The following is a 17054-nucleotide window of genomic DNA, read 5'->3' on the forward strand; positions in this document are numbered from 1 at the left end:
GTCTCCGGATAACCGGAAACCACCCGCCGTCGCTGTGATCAGTGCGGACTAGCGCTCGATGATCGCCACCACGCCCTGGCCGCCCGCGGCGCAGATGGAGACCAGCGCGCGGCCGGAGCCCTTCTCCGCCAGCATCTTCGCGGTCGAGGCGACGATGCGGCCGCCGGTCGCGGCGAACGGGTGGCCCGCGGCGAGCGAGGAGCCGTTGACGTTGAGCTTGCTGCGGTCGATGGAGCCGAGCGCGGCGTCGAGGCCGAGGCGCTCCTTGCAGTAGGCGTCGGACTCCCACGCGGCCAGGGTGGCCAGCACCACGGAGGCGAAGGCCTCGTGGATCTCGTAGTAGTCGAAGTCCTGCAGGGTCAGGCCGTTGCGGGCCAGCAGGCGCGCCACCGCGTAGGTGGGCGCCATCAGCAGACCGTCGGGGCCGTGGATGTAATCGACCGCGGCGACCTCGGAGTCGACCAGGTGCGCGAGCACTGGCAGCTTGTGCTCGGTGGCCCACTCGTCGGTGGACAGCAGCACCGCCGACGCGCCATCGGTGAGCGGGGTCGAGTTGCCCGCGGTCATGGTGGCCTCGCCGGCCTTGACGCCGAACACCGGCTTCAGGGTCGACAGCTTCTCCACGGTCGAGCCGGGACGCAGGTTGTCGTCGCGGGTCAGGCCGAGGAACGGGGTGATCAGGTCGTCGAAGAAGCCACGGTCGTAGGCGGCCGCCATGTTCTTGTGCGAGAGGTAGGCCAGCTCGTCCTGCGCCTCGCGGGCGACGCCGAATTCCTTGGCGGTGATGGCAGCGTGCTCACCCATCGACAGCCCAGTGCGCGGCTCGGCGTTCTTCGGGATCTCGATGCCGAGCATCGAGGGACGCAGCTGGCCGACCAGCTTGAGCTTGTCCTTGGTGGTCCTGGCGCGGTTGGCGGTGAGCATCCACTCGCGCATGTCCTCGCTCACGCCGATCGGCGCATCGGAGGTGGTGTCGGCGCCGCCGCCGATGCCGGACTCGATCCGGCCGAGGGCGATCGCGTCACCGACGGTGACGATCGACTGCAGGCCGGTGCCACAGGCGAGCTGCAGGTCGTGGGCCGGGGTGTAGGGCGAGAGCTTCGAGCCGAGCACGCTCTCGCGGACCAGGCTGTGCTCGCCGACACGCTTGAGGACCGCGCCGCCGACAACCATGCCGAGCCGTTCGCCCTGCAGGCCGAACCGGCTGACCAGACCATCGATGGCGGCGGTGAACATGTCCTGGTTGGACGCCTTCGCGTACGCCTTATCGGAGCGCGCGAACGGGATGCGGTTGCCGCCAACGATGGCAACCGGGCGCTGGGTCTTGGCGGCCTTGGCAGTGTTAGCTGCAGCCTTGGCGGTCGCCGAGCGGGCTTTGCTTGTCACTCGAGTTCTCCATGGTCTCGTCGGTTCCGGGTAACGCCGGCCGGTGGAACAGGCCCCCGTGCGGGTACAGCGTCGTATCGGTTTACATTAAACTTACTCCGGAGTAAGTTCGTTGTCGACACCGTACCCGCAAGTGTGCGCTCACACGGGGGACACTGGGCGGAGCACGGTCACACAACTCGTCGAGCACAGAGAAGGTAGGAACAGTGGCAGCCAAGAGCAAGGGTGCACCGAACCTCTACGGATCTTTCATCCACTCCGCCCCCGGCGCGTTCCTCGCGAGCAAGCTGGGCCTCCCGCAGCCTGCTGAGCTGCGCCGCTACAAGGCGGGCGAGCCCGCTCTGCCGGGCCCGGTCCTGCTCGGTGGCAAGGGCCGCCTGGCCGAGCCGGTCCGCGCGCTGCTGTCGGATTACACCGTCGCGGACTCGCTCGACTCGGGCACCAAGTACGGCGCGCTGGTCTTCGACGCCACCGGCATCGACTCGATCGACAAGCTCGCCCAGCTGTTCGAGTTCTTCCAGCCCGCCATGCGCAACCTCGCCCCTTCGGGCCGTGTCGTGGTTCTCGGCACCACCCCCGAACTGGTCGGCTCGGTCGACGAGCAGATCGCCCAGCGCGCGCTCGAGGGCTTCACCCGTTCGATCGCCAAGGAGCTGCTGCGCGGCGCCACCGGCCAGCTCGTCTACGTGCACCCCGAAGCGGGCGCCACCGCGACCGGCCTCGAGTCCACCCTGCGCTTCCTGCTCTCGGGCAAGTCGGCCTTCGTCGACGGCCAGGTCATCCGCGTCGGTTCCGGCGACTCCGTCGCCCCTGCCAGCTGGGACAAGCCCCTCGCGGGCAAGGTCGCCGTGGTCACCGGTGCCGCGCGCGGTATCGGCGCCACCATCGCCGAGGTGTTCGCCCGTGACGGCGCCACCGTGATCGTCGCCGACATCCCCGCCGCGGGCGAGGCGCTGTCCGACACCGCGAACAAGATCGGCGCCACCGCGCTGGCCCTGGACGTCACCGCCGCCGACGCCGCCGAGCGGCTGGCCGAGTTCGCCGTCGAGCGTTTCGGTGGCATCGACATCGTCGTGCACAACGCCGGTATCACCCGCGACAAGCTGCTCGCCAACATGGACGATGGTCGCTGGAACTCGGTCATCAACGTGAATCTCGCCGCACCGCACCGGATCACCTCCGGCCTCGTCGCCAAGGGTGTGCTCAAGGAAGGTGGCCGCGTGATCGACGTGTCCTCCATCGCGGGCATCGCGGGCAACCGTGGCCAGACCAACTACGGCACCTCCAAGGCTGGCGTCATCGGCATGGTCGACGCCGAGTCCCCGCTGCTGGCCGCGAAGGGCATCACCATCAACGCGGTGGCGCCGGGCTTCATCGAGACCGCGATGACCGCCGCCATCCCGGTCGGTACCCGTGAGGCGGGTCGTCTGATGAGCTCGCTGCTGCAGGGCGGCCAGACGATCGACGTCGCCGAGACCATCGCCTACTTCGCGAGCCCCGCGTCGAACGCGGTGAGCGGCAACGTGGTTCGCGTCTGCGGTCAGAGCCTGATCGGCGCCTGATGACCCAGACCATCACCCTCACCGAGGTTCCCCGCAACGGCGGCCTGTACGCCAAGGCCGCGCTGGGCGCCATCCCGCTGCCCGCTCCGCTGTCGGCTCGCAAGCCGACCCTGCCCGACCGTCGAGTAGTCCTCGAAGGCGTGCGGGTCGACCCCGACCACCTGGCCGCCTACTGCCATGCCACCGGCCTGCGTTTCAGCGACACCCTGCCGCTGACCTACCCGTTCATCCTGGCGTTCCCGCTGGCGATGCAACTGGTAGTCGCACGGGATTTCCCGTTCAGCGCGATCGGTTCGGTGCACTTCGAGAACGTCATCGAACGCACCCGCGAGATCTCGGTCGCCGAGCCCCTCGATTTCTCCGCCCATATCGAGAACCTCCGCGAACACCCGAAAGGCCTTCTGGTGGACGCGATCACGGAGATCAGCGTCGGCCGGGAACTCGTCTGGCGCCAGGTGACCACCTTCCTGCACCAGCAGCGCACGTCACTCTCGGGCGGCCCCAAGTCGGCACCTCCCGCCGACGAGGTCCCGCCGCCCCCGCTGCGCGTGCAGCGCGTCGATCAGAAGATGATCAACCGCTACGCCGCCGCCTCCGGTGACCACAACCCGATCCACGTCTCCGGAATCGGCGCCAAGGCAATGGGTTTCCCCCAGACCATCGCCCACGGCATGTGGTCCGCCGCCGCGATCCTCAGCACCATCGAGGGCCGCGTTCCCGAAAAGGCCACCTACGCGGTCAAATTCGGCAAGCCGATCTTCCTCCCGTCCTCGGTGAACATCTACGCCGACCAGGTCGGATCCGGCTGGGACCTCTCCATCCTGCACCCCAAAAAGGGCTACCCCCACCTCACCGCCACCTTGCGCTGAGGTCTCCTCGACAAGGCCCGCACACTCCAGGGGGGTGTGCGGGCCTTGTTGTATTCGAGATGTCGGCGACAACCACACCAGGGCACCGGATCCCGAGTGATTCGCTGCCCGCGGGGTCGTCGTCGACGGTGAGAGTTCAGGGAGTGTGGGACCCGCGATGAACTGGGTATACGTCATTTCATGCCCAGTGCTGCTGCGCCCGGTCGCCGCGGTCGGCCGGCGCTAGGATCACTTGCTATGCGTGTGGTTGTCCTTGTTCGAACTCTTCGCGGTGTGGTGTGACGAAATCTGATGAAGCGGTTTTCGATCCGGTAGCACCGGTCGAAGAAAAAGTACGTACCCGTGGTGGCCGGTTCGAGTTTCTGGATGCGCTCCGGGGTTTGGCGGCTTTGGCGGTGGTGATCGGGCATTGTGGGGAGCGACTGTGGCCTGAATACGCACGGTTCTCGTCGTCATATTTCGGGGCCGGGATGTTCGGGGTCTTTGTCTTCTTTATCGTCAGCGGCTTCATCATCCCCGCATCATTGGAGCGAGGGCGTTCGCTCGGCGCGTTCTGGGTCGGCCGGTTCTTCAGACTGTTCCCACTGTTCTGGGGCTGTCTGATCGCGGCGATGATCCTGCATTCCGTCGGCCGGTTCGGTCTGCAAGCGGGCTTTCTGGCCGACCCCGGATGGCACATTCTCACGAATGTCACCATGGCGCAGTTCTTCCTCGGCCCACCGGATACTCAGGTGATCGGGGCCGCGTGGACGCTGTCCTACGAGCTGGTGTTCTACCTGTTCGTGTCGCTGTTGTTCCTCGGTGGGCTCAACCGGCGATCGGTGCCGCTGGCCGTCCTCGCGATCGGCTCGATCGTCGCCGCACTGTTTTTGCCGGTCGCGATGGTCAATGGCCCAGAGTCGAGCCTTGCCAGTCGCCTGACGGTCGTAATAGCGACAGTGGCCGTCGCGGTGTTCTTCGCTCGCCGTGCAACCGCAAGACGCTCGGCCGTCGCAGCGGTCCTGCTCGCAGCGATCGCCGTCCCGTTGGTTCTCAACCAACCCGGTCCGTCTGCGTACTCCGCCACGATCTTCGCCACGATGTTCGTCGGTACGGTGCTCTACCGAATGACGGCGGGCGAGATCAGCACCGCGCTCGGCTGGCGAATGTTCGGGTTGGCCGCATGCGTGATCCTCGCGTTCAAATTCGTCGTCGAACAGCCACATCTGGACCCGTCGACCGGCGTGTGGATCCCCTGGTGGAAGGAAGCCGTCACCATGATCTGCGCTTACCTGCTGTTCGCTGTCGCACTGCTGTTGCGCAAGTACTCCTTCCCGCGGCCCTTGCTGTTCCTGGGGCGGATCAGTTTCTCGCTCTACCTCATGCACGCCCTTGTGCTCGGCGCGATAAACCCGTGGACAACATCGGTACTCGGGATATCCGCAGCCTGGCTCACCTGGTGCACCTGGGTGATCGGCTCGATCGCTCTCGCGACTTTGACCTACCACACGATCGAGAAGCCCTTCCACAACCTCGGTCGCCGTCTGATGGACAAGATGGACGCGCGAGCACAACCGGCAGCAACCCCGGCCGACTGACCCAACGCCTACCGAACGAATGCCCCGCTTCCGGCGGGGCTTTCGTCGTTCGGCTTGCCCCGTCACGCGTCGAGCGCTTGCTCCAATTCTCCTCGGCGAAGCCGGAGTTCACGTCGAGTTCGGTTCAACGGCGAACCGGCTATCCGGAGCTGATCGAGATCGACCGCCGTGGCGGCGCGGAGCGCGAGTTGTTGCGCCGACTTCGCGGCTTTGGTGGGTACCCCGATTTCTGCGGCGAATTCGGTCCAGTGCTTCGCACGTAGATTCTTGGTTCGTCCGGCGATCGGTAGCGCCATCGAGTCGTCGTCGTAGACCAGGGTGCATGGAATGTCGTAAATCGGCGCGATATCCCAGCGCCCCACGCTGTCCCGCAGTACCCCGATGTTCTTGCCATGCAGGTCGCCATTGCCGGTCAACCATGCGAACAGGAACTGCAAGTAGAGATTTCGTGCTGCGAGCAGCGGGGCGCCCACTATGCCGACCAGCGCTCCGACCACCTGGACCGAATCGACGTTGTACTTCGATGCGGGCGGCAACCCGAGCACTTGGGTGGCATCCTCGAACGCGAGACGACGCCACGTGTCTCCCTCGTGGACACGGTCGAAACGGCGGACGAGCAGCCCTGGCAGGCCGGACTTATCGTGCACGAGATTCGAATCAGCGACCGCCAACTTCAATGTGCGGGCCGCCGCCAGATGCGCGGCTTCGTTCTCGATCAGGTGCGGGTATCCCGACTGCGATAGCTTCAGGATGAATCGGCCGAATCCCGCGGCGATCGGTGTGCTGATCATCGACGCGCTTGCCTTGTTCTGGACACCTGGGATCGACTGTCGGTCGACATCGTCTACGAGGCAGTCGAATTCGAGCTCCTCGGCTGACATGCAGTCGACAAGCGCGGGAGCGTCAACTGGTTCGGCACCGGTGGGGAAGATCTGAACGTCGCCTGGTGCGTCGGCGCCGACCGCGAGTAGCAGACTGAGTTCGTCATCAGCGCTGGTCTTGACCGCACGACGAAGCACGGTCAAGCGGTGTCCTTCCGGTAACAGGCCAGCGAAGAACGGCGGCACCGACCCGGATCTGCTGATAACCGGGTCGGCACCGAGCGGCAAAGTCGTAGCGATTGCATCCCCAGAATACCCAGGGGTGTAACGGAATTCGGTGCTGCCGTCCGCTCTCCTGCTGATCGAGGCGGCAAGACAACCGGCCTTGTAGATGTCGGCGGCGGTGATCCTTCGCATCGCATCGAAGTCGGTCACGGCGTCACCGTCAGTGCCAACCCGAGTGCGCTGGCGACGGCGGCGACTGTCCCGATGCTGGTGGAACCATGGCCGTGTTCGATATCGCGGACCGTGCGCGTGGAGGTACCCGAAAGTTCGGCCAGCTGCTCCTGCGTCAACTGGTGACGTCGCCGCTCAGCTCGAATCTTCGCGCCTATGTCGGTCAACATGTCCACCACCTGATACTAGTCGGCAGAATATTGCCGAATTGGGTGCCTTCGCCGGTAGCATACCTCAGAATTCGACCAATCGGCAGAATCCTGCCGAAATTGGGTCGGTTGGCAATTGTTTGTCGCGCGGGTCCACCGGATCGGCAGAATATTGCCGAAACATGTCGAAGCGCCCTGTCTGATGGCCGGTTCGCTCGGGTGCGAGGGTGTTCTTCCCAGCTATCGGGCGGAAAATCGCCGGTGCGGCAAGTCCTGGTCGGGGTGAGGAATGTATGAATGCGGCTGAGCCGCAATCGTTTACAGTCGTCCTGGTATTGCCTGGTTTTCGAGTGAGATCAATCGTGGTATTTGCCGATCATTAATTGGATATAACAAAAGGTTCGGCGCAGGCGCGCTGCTCGGCCTCGGTTCTACGCCTTGGCCGAGCTTCGCGTGATGCGATCGATCGATGTCCAGCGATGATGATCGTTTTCGGGTCCGCGCCAGCAATGCCGAATGATGATCTGCGAACAGCACCGACAGCTTGGTCGCCACGTAGGCGACCGCGAGACGCCTGGCGGTCGGGCTGGATAGTGTTGTGCCCCATGGAGTCTGAACTAGTCGAAGAACGTCGCGGGCAAGGTGGTGGGAGATTCCGAGCAACGCGCTGGCGGGTAAGGAGGCCCTTCTGATTCGCCGCGGCGTTCTGCCCGACCGTGCGGCTGGCCACCTCGGTGAGCCGCCGAGCGACGAGGTCAGTGAGTCCGGGATGCCCGGTGCCACTGCGTTTTTCGAGGAAGACTCCGAGTTCTGCTGTAGCCATCGTGACTGTTCCAGTCTGATAGCGACTACCCGCCGAACCGGGTCTGACAGCCCGGCATCTCGACAGTTTCTCGACGGAACTGGTGCGCACTGGAACCCCAGTGCTCGGCCCGCACTCCCGAAAGGGTGTGCGGGCCGTTTTGTCGTCTTAGTGGACGATCAATCGCAATGCGGTGCAATGCGGTTCAGTGACAGGACGAATAGGCTCGCTGTCGTGATCAGTGATGCGCACATCGGTAGCGCGTTCCCGGTAGCCGAACTCAATTCGGCTACCGGGAAACGATATTCGTTCAATTCCCAGGGATCAGGGAAGGATCTGCGGAATGACGTCCGGGGCAACCGCACCTACGATCAAACCGACCAGGGCACCCTGCAAAGCTGGCCCGAGGGCGCAGAGCGGGATGAGGGGAATGCCGACAATGGTGACGGCGCAGATAGTAGCGCCGATCACGGCCCCGACGATCGCACCCGCGGCCGCCCCATTGGCCATCGGATCGTGGTTGGCCGCATTCGGATTGGTGGCGATTTCCTGCGGAACCGTACCCGCGACCGGAGTGGCAGCCTGTGCGGCAGCCGAGGTGTTGGGCTGCTCTGCGACTGTAGCGGCCGACTGCGCGACGACCGGAGCCAACTGGACCGGAACCGGATCCTGCGAAGCCGCGACCAGCTGAATGACCGGGGTCTGCTGCGGGGCAACGCCCGCGACGTCGGCGGAAGCTGTTCCTGCTCCCGCGAAAGCTACCGCGACCGCCATGGGAAGTGCCGCGATTAGAGCCTGACGGCATAATTTGCCGGTAGTCCGACGCATTGATTTTCCTATCCCCTGTACACGCCGCAATCCGTTGGCGTGCTGAATGTTTCGCTGTGCTGCTGATGACAGCGATCAAGTTCTATCCGATCCTGGTCGCCTGGACAAATCCACGGAACGGCTATGAGCGCGCGGCGGAGTTGAGTTCGCGGCATATCCCGGGGACTCGGGCCTGTGCCGAGCGATCACAGCGCGCCGCTGGCGGTCGACTTCGCCGAGCTACCCGACGGGCCGTTACCCACGCAGATCGACGGATACACGTAACGAGCCGCCGCTATCACCTCCGACGCCATGCCAGTTCTCGAAGCGGTGCGGCTGGTGCACGCACGTTCCGCGGCCGACAACCGCGACGGGGCACCGCCACAATCTCATTGCCCGACGGTGACCGGCGGGTGATCACCGATCCGCGAATCGCATTCTGGTCCGGTACCTCGGCGTGCTGGCAACTCTACGAGTTCCGATCCGGTCAAGAGCCTGACACTATCACCGCGATGTGGGCGGGGTAGCGCCCCCGGCGGAGCTAGCTCTGACGGATTCAGCCGGACTGTCCGCTGGTGGGGACGATTCCTCGTTGTCGAAGTTCGGGCTTCGGAACGAGCTGTGCGAGACGGGCACGCCTCGAAACCACGACTGTTCGTGCCGACCCTGCGGTGCGAGACAGCGGTAGGTGTTCTGCAGTCATAGCACTGGCGGGTTCGTCTGACCTGGAATCGGCTGAGGGCTAGTTCTAAAACTGCCGGAGGTCGGTGGGAGTGGGGACGACGATTCCGTAGAGGTCGGTGATGATGGCCAGGGCGCTGGCGTGGAGTTGAGCTGCGGGGACATCGCCCAGGGGGCGGGTGGCGCAGGCTGAGGCGACGATGGTCGGGGTGTTGCCTCGGAGGAAAGCTCCTTCGGTGGTGAAGGTGACGCACATGTGGGTCATGAAGCCGGCAATGATGAGGTTGGGTTTGCCTGTGGCGTCGATCAATTCGGCGAGCTCGGTGTTTACGAAGGCGTTGGGGACAGATTTGACGACGGTGGGTTCGCCGGGGGTTGGGGAGAGCTGGGGATGGATTCGGCCGATGTCGGTGGTGATGTCGTAGGGGGTGTCTTTGCCGCCGTCGTTGATGACGTGGATGACGGGGGTGCCCGCAGCCCTGGCCGCGGTGAGGAGTTCGGCTGCCGCGTCGAGGGCCTGTTCCCAACCGGTCAGTTCCATGACGCCCTGGGTGTAGGTGTTCTGGTAGTCGATCAGGACGAGGGTGGAGTTGGTCAGTGATGCGGGGGTTTCGTCGAAGCCGTTGAGTGCGCGCAGCGTTGTGGAGGTCATGGGATCCACGTTATGGACGGTGCGTTGTGTCGGCAATGTCATGTAACCTGCAGATTCGGACATGGAGGTTGCGGGATGACTGAGCGGCTCATTGTGATCGTGTTGTTCGATCGGGTGGATTTGCTCGATGTCACGGGGCCACCGGAGGTCTTCTCGCTGTTGCAGCGGGAGATGGATGAGCCGACCGGATATCAGGTGGTGTTGGCCGCCGAGTCGATGGCGGCGGTTACTACCTCGGCGGGGGTGCGGATTCTGCCGGATGTGACGTTCGCCGAGTTGGGGCGGGTGGACACAGTGGTGGTGCCCGGGGCGGTGGAGGTGGATAGTCGGCGGCGGGTCAGCGCGGTGGTCGATCCGGGGGTGGTCGCGGCGGTGGCGCGGTTGGCCGAGGGGGCTCGGCGGGTGGCTTCGGTGTGCGTTGGTGCGCATATTCTGGCGGCGGCGGGGCTGCTCGATGGGAAGCGGGCGACCACGCATTGGTCGACCGCGAAGCAGTTGGCGGCCGAGCATCCGAAGGTCCTCGTCGATGCCGATCCGATCTACATTCGCGACGAAAACGTATGGACGGGTGCGGGACTCACGGCTTGTCTGGATCTCACGCTGGCGCTGGTAGCCGATGACTTCGGGGATGAACTGGCGTTGCGGGTTGCTCGCCAGCTGGTGATGTATCTGAAACGGCCGGGTGGGCAGAGCCAGTTCAGTGTGTCGCTCGAGCCGGTGTCCACCACCCGGCGGATCGAGGATTTGCGGCACTACATCACCCGCAATATCGCCAGTCCGCTCACTGTCACCGAGCTGGCCGAGCAGGTTCATGTCAGTGATCGCCAGCTCACACGAATCTTTCGCACCGAACTCGGGATGACGCCCGCGGCCTACATCGAGTCGGCGCGGGTGGAGGTGGCGCGGCATCGGCTCGAGACGAGCGACGAAACGCTCCAACGAATCGCCGCCACTTGCGGATTCAACACCATCGATACGCTCGCGCGTGCTTTCCGTCGCCAGCTCGACACGACCCCGAACGAGTACCGCCGCCGTTTCCGGATCGGGTGACTCACTATGATCTTGGTCGAGAGGTTGTCGGTGATGGATTGAGCTACAAGGGGTTTCGGGATATGGGTATCGTGGAGCAATTGCCGACCGGGTCGGCGACGACGATGCTGTGGGGAATGACAGGACTATTGCAGCTGCTGGTGCGCGGTTTGGGTTCCTGAACAGGTCACCGATAGTTCTTGCCACTGGCAGGCCCGCCGCATATGCCTCGGCAGTCCCGGTCGGCTGGCCAACGCGATACCCGCGTCTTGGCGCTCCAGATGGCCCGCCCGCATCAGGATCAGATCTTCGGCATCGCGGGTGATGCGAACGATGCCGTCGCCTGCCTTCTCCACCACGTCTTTCGGCGGGCTTGTCTTGCCCCCCTTTCATCGGTCTTCTGTCCGGGGTTGTTCTGCTGTTAAACATCTTGTGCGGCGGAAATCCGCGGCAAATCTGAAGTATGAGGGGTTCATAATGAGCAAGATTCGTGTCTTCGGTGTAGCGATTGCGGCGGTGGCCAGCGTCACGGTACTCGGCGCGGGCGTGGCGTCCGCCGAGGAGCCGGCCACCGGCTCGGCCGCGCTGCTCGAGCAGCTCAGCAGCGGAACGGGTGCGACTGAGCCTGTGGTCGAGGAAGAGCCTGCCACCGGTTCCGCCGAAGGTCTGGACCTCGCCGCGCTGCTGGCGCTGCTGACCTCCGGGTCGAGTGAGGCCGAGCCTGTGGCCGAGGAGCCTGCCACCGGTTCCGCCGAAGGTCTGGACCTCGCCGCGCTGCTGACGCAGCTCACCACCGGCACGGCCGCAGCGGAAACCGAGTAGCTCGAACCCTGAGCGCTGTACCTGCGGCACCCGTCGGATCGACGGGTGCCGCACTGCTTCATCGCACGGGGATCAGGCGGTAGAGCCACCACGGACGGCTCGGGAACGCGGGGTCGTAGATGCGCAGCATCATGCGGCGCTCCAGACCGGTACTGCGTTCGCGCAGACGCAGGTGGCGCCGGGCGATGTCTTGGGGGCGAACTTCGCTGGTCCACACCGGATCCCAGTCGGGGGACTCGCCGCACGATGCGGTGATGGCGCTGACGCGCTGGGTGGGGGCGAGCGGGGCCAGCATGCGGAAGGCATGAACCAGGAGCTGGGCTTCGGTGTTCCAGTCTAGGTAGACCTTCTTCGCCACGGGGTTGAGGAACATCCACTCGAGCATGTTCACGCCGGCGCCTAGACCGGGGAAAAGGCGCTGGTAGTCGGAGTTCGCTGCCAGCGTGTCCATGGTGGGGAAGCGGGTGAGGCAGGCGGGGTGGGTGAGGCTGGCCAGGTCGGCGAGGTCCTCGGCCGAAGGGGCGGTTGCGACGGCACCGGATTCGACGGCGGGCAGGCCGAGTACCAGGATGTGCTTGCGATACCAGTGCGGCACATCGAGGGAATCGAAAAGGCGTTGCAGCATAGCGTGATTCGGGACAAGCGCGCCCGACTCGATCTGACTGATCAGCAACGGAGCCATCTGCGCTCGCGCCGCGAGCTCGGTTCGCGCGAGTCCCGCCGCCAGCCGCCGCTCGCGCAAATACGCACTGAGCGCAGTACTTTCACCCATCGCAACCCCCGAGCCTCGCCCCGACCGACGGCAATTCCAGGATACGCCGGGTTCGGGACCTTACCTCTGAAACGTCATACCCAGGCGCTCAGATAGTTCCTGACATTGGGGGTCAGGTCTCGTAGGTGCGACCACGGCAGTCTGCCCTGGTGCTGAAGCCTGCCGACGATGAGTCCCGGGTGAACGCCCATGGATGCCGCGCGGTCGGTGACCGCGCGTTTGGAAATCGGTGTGGAGAACTCGAGTCTGCCGGGCAGCGCCCATTCCATAGCGAGCTTGTCGGCGGCGTGTTCTGTTTCGTTCTGGGTGGCCGCGCACACGTCCGAGTCCAACGCGATGCCACTGGACAGGTGCCCCAAGTGCACGTGCGCAAGTTCATGTAGCAGGGTGAATACGACACTGTCGATACGCTGGATGCGGCCGGACAGGGCGACTACCGGCGCCCCCGACTTGTCCAGATAGGCGCCGCCGTCGATCTTTCCCGACTTGAACGGCGCTACATAGACCAAGCGAATGCCCTACTGCCGGAACAGGTCAGACAACGCGGCGAGCGCGGAAGGCACGCGCGCGTGCTCGACGACATCGCCCGCGAGTTTCCGGACGTCCCCCAGTGGGGACGATCCCTCGTTGCCGAAGTTCTGGCATCGGAACGAGTTGTGCGAGACGGGCCCGCCTCGAAACCACGACTGTTCGCTCCGACCCTGCGGTGCGAGACAGCTTCCACAACCGGTAGGTGTTCTGCAGCCGTAGCCAGGTGGCAGCCTCCGTGCCGGTTGCTGCCGCGACTTCCAGCGCAGTTTCCGCGGTGATCTCCTTGTGCCCGTTGAGGATCTCGGAAACAGCCTGTGTCGGCCTACCCAGAATCTGGGCGAACTCGGCGACGGTCCAGCCGCGTGCCTCGATCTCGTCCCGGAGGTATTCGCCTGCCGGAAACGCCTGCGCAGGCAGCCCGGCATCTTCATTCATTTCTCAGGCCTCCCCTCACGGCAGATCAGTGGTAGGAACGCAGCACTTTCACCGGTCGCAACCCCCGAGCTCACCCCGCGCCGACGGCAATCCCAGGGTACGCCGAGCTCAGCACCGGAGACCAAAACGGTCCGGAGTCTGAGACTCCGGACCGTTCAACTGGTCTCGCAAGAACATGGGTAACTCACCGGGAACCGGCTAACTCCCCGCACCACCTACCTCCGGCCGCGCGCTCGAGCCGAAGACCCACCTGAGTCTGGCCAAAATACGCGGAGAGGCGGAACAGATCAGAAGGCGGCTTCGTCCAGGTCCATGATGTCGTTGTCCAGGTTGGCGAGGATCGCGCGGGTGGCGGTCAGCTCGGGCAGGATGTTGCGGGCGAAGAACTGCGCCGAGGCGACCTTGCCGGTGTAGAAGGCGACGTCGGAGCCGGTGGCGCCGTTGTCCAGCGCGGTCAGCGCGATCTCGGCCTGGTTCAGCAGCATCCAGCCGATGAACAGGTCGCCGACCGACATCAGGAAGCGCACCGAACCCAGGCCGACCTTGTACAGCTCGGTCGGCTGCTCCTGCGCGCCCATCAGGTGGCCGGTCAGGGTGGCGGCCATGGTCTGCACGTCCTCGAGCGCGGTGGCGAGCAGCTTGCGCTCACCCTTGAGGCGCTCGTTGGCCGAGTCGGACTCCAGGAACTTCTGGATCTGGCCTGCCACGTGGGCCAGGGCCACACCGCGGTCACGCGCGATCTTGCGGAAGAAGAAGTCCTGCGCCTGGATGGCGGTGGTGCCCTCGTAGAGCGAGTCGATCTTCGCGTCGCGGATGTACTGCTCGATCGGGTAGTCCTGCAGGAAGCCCGAGCCTCCGAAGGTCTGCAGCGAATCGGTCAGGTACTGGTAGGCGCGCTCGGAGCCGACACCCTTGACGATCGGGAGCAGCAGGTCGTTCACGCGGAACGCGACGTCGGAGTCGGCACCCGAGACCGCGAGCGCGATCTCTTCGTTCTGGTGGGCGGCGGTGTAGAGGTAGATCGCGCGCAGGCCCTCGGCGTACGCCTTCTGGGTGGCCAGCGAACGACGCACGTCCGGGTGGTGGGTGATGGTCACGCGGGGCGCGGCCTTGTCGGTCATCTGGGTCAGGTCGGCACCCTGGACGCGGGTCTTGGCGTACTCCAGCGCGTTCAGGTAACCGGTCGACAGGGTCGCGATGGCCTTGGTGCCCACCATCATGCGAGCGTTCTCGATGACGTCGAACATCTGCGCGATGCCGTTGTGCACCTCGCCGACCAGCCAGCCCTTGGCGGGCACGCCGTGGCCGCCGAAGGTGACCTCACAGGTGGCCGAGGCCTTGATGCCCATCTTGTGCTCGACGTTGGTGACGAAGACACCGTTGCGGTCGCCGTAGGTCTCGGTCTCGAAGTCGAAGTGGGTCTTCGGGACGTAGAACAGCGACAGGCCCTTGGTGCCCGGTCCGGCGCCCTCGGGGCGAGCCAGCACCAGGTGCATGATGTTTTCGAACATGTCGTCGGAGTCGCCCGAGGTGATGAAGCGCTTGACACCCTCGATGTGCCAGGTGCCGTCTTCCTGCTTGATCGCCTTGGCGCGGCCCGCGCCGACGTCGGAACCGGCGTCGGGCTCGGTCAGCACCATGGTGGCGCCCCAGTTGCGGTCGGCGATCTTGGCCGCCCACTTCTTCTGCTCTTCGGTGCCGTTGTTGAAGAACACCTGCGCGAAACCGGCGCCCGCGGCGTACATCTGGATGGGCGGGTTGGCGCCGAGGACCATCTCCGACAGGGCCCAGGTGACGGCCGACGGTGCGTTCAGGCCGCCCAGTTCCTCGACGACGCCGACCTTGGCCCACTCGCCGTCTTCGAGCGCCTTGTAGGACTTCTTGAAGGACTCGGGGATGGCGACGGTGTGGGTGTTCGGGTCGAACACGGGCGGGTTGCGGTCGGCGTCGGCGAAGGACTCGGCCAGCGGGCCCTCGGCCAGGCGGCGGACCTCGGAGAGCATTTCCTTGACGGTGTCGGTGTCCAGGTCGCCGAAGGCGCCTGCGTCGAGCACCTTGTCGATGCCGAGGACCTCGAAGAGGTTGAACTCGAGGTCGCGGACGTTTGCCTTGTAGTGGCCCATGTGAGTACTCACTCTCCATTGAGTTCTGGTGCGGTCGGTGGTGTGCCGTTCCCGCCCGTCGCCGGTTTTCCGCATGCTACTCGCGGGTAACTTATAGACCATATTACCGGTGGGTAATCGTCTCGGCAAAGGGGTGGGCGGCAATGTGATGTGAAAAACACGCGCGGGTGCCGCAACGTTGCTCGCCGCGAGCTCGGGGCTACCGTGAGATGTGCGCATCGAGACGACTGCTGGACCGGCCGAGATCGAGCTCGACGACGTGCGTGATCCGGCATTCCTGCTGGTGATCACGCACGGAGCCGGTGGTGGCGTCGATGCGAAAGACATTCTGGCCGTGCGTGATTCGGCAGTCGAAGCGGGTGGCACGGTAGCTCGGGTCGTGCAGCCCTATCGGGTTGCCGGTCGACGGGCGCCGGGGAACGCGGACAAGCAGGACGAGGCCTGGCTCGAGATCGTGGCGGCGTTGCGGGCGAGATTTCCCGGGGTGCCGGTTGTTCAGGGGGGTCGAAGCAACGGGGCTCGGGTTGCCTGCCGCACGGCCGTTGAGGTAGATGCGCGGGGCGTGATCGCGCTGTCGTTCCCGTTGCATCCGCCGGGCAAGCCCGAGAAGAGCAGGCGCGATGAGCTGCTGGCGCCCGGGGATATCGAGGTCGTGGTGATCAACGGGGGTAGTGACCCGTTCGGGGTGCCCGATGCCGCCGATGCCGCCGAAGTACGGGTGATCCCCAAGCAAGCGCACTCGTTCCGCACCGGATTCGACGTCATCGAGGCGACCGTGGCCACCTGGTTCGCACGCTGGAAGCTGAACGCCTGATCAGTCGGTGGTCTCTGGGAGGGGGCGTTCGGCGATGAGCAGCGAATCGATGGCGTCGGGGCCTTCGGTGGGGCGGAACACTTCGTGGGCGAGGCTGATGGTGATGTCGTCGCGGGCCAGGTCGGCGCGTAGATCTTCAGGGGAGAAGAGGATCTCGGTTTCCTGGGGGCCGCCGTAGCCGTCGGTGACGTTGCGGGTGGCGTGACCGAGGATCAGCAGCATGCCGCCGGGGGCGAGCATGTCGGACAGCTGGTGCAGCAGGGCGCGGCGCTCGTCGGCGGGGAGATGGACGAAGACCATCAGGATCAGTTCGAAGGGGCCGGTGATCTCGGCGGCTTCGAGTTCGGTGATATCGGCTGTTTGCCAGTGCACGCGGGACCGAACCGAGCGCGACAGGCGGGCGGCCACCGTTCTGCCCTTGTCGATCCCCACCTGCGAGAAGTCGACGGCCGTGACCTGCCAGCCGTGAGTGGCGAGCCAGAGGGCGTGGCGGCCTTCACCGCAGGCCAGGTCCAGCGCGCGGGGGAGCGACGGCGCGACCCCCGACTCATCGGGGAGCAGGGGGATTCTGCGGTCCAGACCGTAGACGTGCTCGACAACGGTGCTGTTCGGCGGTGCGCCCCACACCAATTCGCTGCGGGCATACCGTGCGTCCCAATCCGCTGCGCGCATTCCGCCTCCCCGATTCGTGGCCGGACTCAGGCGTGTTCGCAGCGCCGCGGCCGCCGGTCGGCCTGGAGTCATGGTAGCCCGTTCCCGGTGGTTA

16 protein-coding genes are annotated in these 17054 nt (G+C 65.2%); 6 read left to right on the forward strand and 10 right to left on the reverse strand.

All coding sequences use genetic code 11. The features are described from left to right. Positions 1–48 precede the first annotated feature (48 nt). Positions 49–1386 carry an acetyl-CoA C-acetyltransferase gene (locus ACFWO8_RS11335; protein ID WP_378947918.1) on the reverse strand — a complete coding sequence of 446 codons (1338 nt, stop codon included), beginning with the start codon at positions 1384–1386 and terminating at the stop codon, positions 49–51. A gap of 206 nt (positions 1387–1592) precedes the next feature. Here ACFWO8_RS11335 and ACFWO8_RS11340 point away from each other — a divergent pair, with 206 nt between their 5' ends. The 3 genes from ACFWO8_RS11340 (at position 1593) to ACFWO8_RS11350 (ending at position 5394) form a co-directional block, all read left to right on the forward strand. Next, complete coding sequence (locus tag ACFWO8_RS11340; protein ID WP_378947923.1) at positions 1593–2948, forward strand: 3-oxoacyl-ACP reductase; 1356 nt, start codon at positions 1593–1595, stop codon at positions 2946–2948. Further along, positions 2948–3817, forward strand: coding sequence for a MaoC family dehydratase (locus ACFWO8_RS11345; RefSeq protein WP_378947926.1), 870 nt, complete (start codon positions 2948–2950; stop codon positions 3815–3817). Before ACFWO8_RS11340 ends, ACFWO8_RS11345 begins: the two co-directional genes overlap by 1 nt. A 278-nt stretch (positions 3818–4095) precedes the next feature. Then, positions 4096–5394 carry an acyltransferase family protein gene (locus ACFWO8_RS11350; RefSeq protein ID WP_378947929.1) on the forward strand — a complete coding sequence of 433 codons (1299 nt, stop codon included), beginning with the start codon at positions 4096–4098 and terminating at the stop codon, positions 5392–5394. Between the two features lie 62 nt (positions 5395–5456). Here ACFWO8_RS11350 and ACFWO8_RS11355 read toward each other — a convergent pair whose 3' ends face one another. The 4 genes from ACFWO8_RS11355 to ACFWO8_RS11370 all read right to left on the reverse strand — a co-directional run bounded on the left by ACFWO8_RS11355 (position 5457) and on the right by ACFWO8_RS11370 (position 9762). Continuing rightward, positions 5457–6632 (reverse strand): type II toxin-antitoxin system HipA family toxin, encoded by a 1176-nt coding sequence (locus ACFWO8_RS11355; RefSeq protein ID WP_378948248.1) that lies wholly within the window; start codon positions 6630–6632, stop codon positions 5457–5459. A 14-nt stretch (positions 6633–6646) separates the two neighbouring features. Continuing rightward, positions 6647–6841: a helix-turn-helix domain-containing protein gene (locus ACFWO8_RS11360; RefSeq protein WP_378947934.1), complete on the reverse strand. Its 195-nt coding sequence runs from the start codon at positions 6839–6841 to the stop codon at positions 6647–6649. A gap of 1105 nt (positions 6842–7946) precedes the next feature. Further along, positions 7947–8396, reverse strand: a complete 450-nt coding sequence (locus ACFWO8_RS11365) for a hypothetical protein (protein ID WP_378947937.1) — start codon at positions 8394–8396, stop codon at positions 7947–7949. 781 nt (positions 8397–9177) lie between these two features. Next, the gene (locus ACFWO8_RS11370; RefSeq protein WP_378947940.1) at positions 9178–9762 is read right to left on the reverse strand and encodes a cysteine hydrolase family protein; all 585 of its coding nucleotides are present in this window, start codon (positions 9760–9762) and stop codon (positions 9178–9180) included. Positions 9763–9837: 75 nt separating this feature from the next. On the opposite strand from ACFWO8_RS11370, the gene ACFWO8_RS11375 reads away from it, so the two are divergent. Together ACFWO8_RS11375 and ACFWO8_RS11380 are read left to right on the forward strand one after the other, a co-directional pair. Further along, a complete protein-coding gene (locus ACFWO8_RS11375; protein ID WP_378947943.1) occupies positions 9838–10812 on the forward strand; it encodes a GlxA family transcriptional regulator in 975 nt (324 codons plus the stop codon). 456 nt (positions 10813–11268) lie between these two features. Next, a complete protein-coding gene (locus tag ACFWO8_RS11380) occupies positions 11269–11613 on the forward strand; it encodes a hypothetical protein (protein ID WP_378947948.1) in 345 nt (114 codons plus the stop codon). A 58-nt stretch (positions 11614–11671) separates the two neighbouring features. Here ACFWO8_RS11380 and ACFWO8_RS11385 read toward each other — a convergent pair whose 3' ends face one another. The 4 genes from ACFWO8_RS11385 to ACFWO8_RS11400 form a co-directional block, all read right to left on the reverse strand. Beyond that, on the reverse strand, positions 11672–12385 hold the full coding sequence (locus ACFWO8_RS11385; protein ID WP_378947951.1) for a helix-turn-helix domain-containing protein: 714 nt from the start codon (positions 12383–12385) through the stop codon (positions 11672–11674). Positions 12386–12459: 74 nt separating this feature from the next. Continuing rightward, on the reverse strand, positions 12460–12894 hold the full coding sequence (locus tag ACFWO8_RS11390; protein ID WP_378947954.1) for an ImmA/IrrE family metallo-endopeptidase: 435 nt from the start codon (positions 12892–12894) through the stop codon (positions 12460–12462). 25 nt (positions 12895–12919) lie between these two features. Beyond that, a complete protein-coding gene (locus ACFWO8_RS11395) occupies positions 12920–13351 on the reverse strand; it encodes a HigA family addiction module antitoxin (RefSeq protein WP_378947958.1) in 432 nt (143 codons plus the stop codon). A gap of 287 nt (positions 13352–13638) precedes the next feature. Next, a complete protein-coding gene (locus ACFWO8_RS11400) occupies positions 13639–15474 on the reverse strand; it encodes an acyl-CoA dehydrogenase (protein WP_378948251.1) in 1836 nt (611 codons plus the stop codon). Between the two features lie 211 nt (positions 15475–15685). Here ACFWO8_RS11400 and ACFWO8_RS11405 point away from each other — a divergent pair, with 211 nt between their 5' ends. Next, the gene (locus ACFWO8_RS11405; RefSeq protein ID WP_378947961.1) at positions 15686–16288 is read left to right on the forward strand and encodes an alpha/beta family hydrolase; all 603 of its coding nucleotides are present in this window, start codon (positions 15686–15688) and stop codon (positions 16286–16288) included. On the opposite strand, the gene ACFWO8_RS11410 is transcribed toward ACFWO8_RS11405, so the two are convergent. Beyond that, positions 16289–16960: a class I SAM-dependent methyltransferase gene (locus ACFWO8_RS11410; protein WP_378947964.1), complete on the reverse strand. Its 672-nt coding sequence runs from the start codon at positions 16958–16960 to the stop codon at positions 16289–16291. Between the last annotated feature and the right edge of the window lie 94 nt (positions 16961–17054).

It is taken from the genome of Nocardia sp. NPDC058480, assembly GCF_042720495.1.
Taxonomy (GTDB): domain Bacteria; phylum Actinomycetota; class Actinomycetes; order Mycobacteriales; family Mycobacteriaceae; genus Nocardia.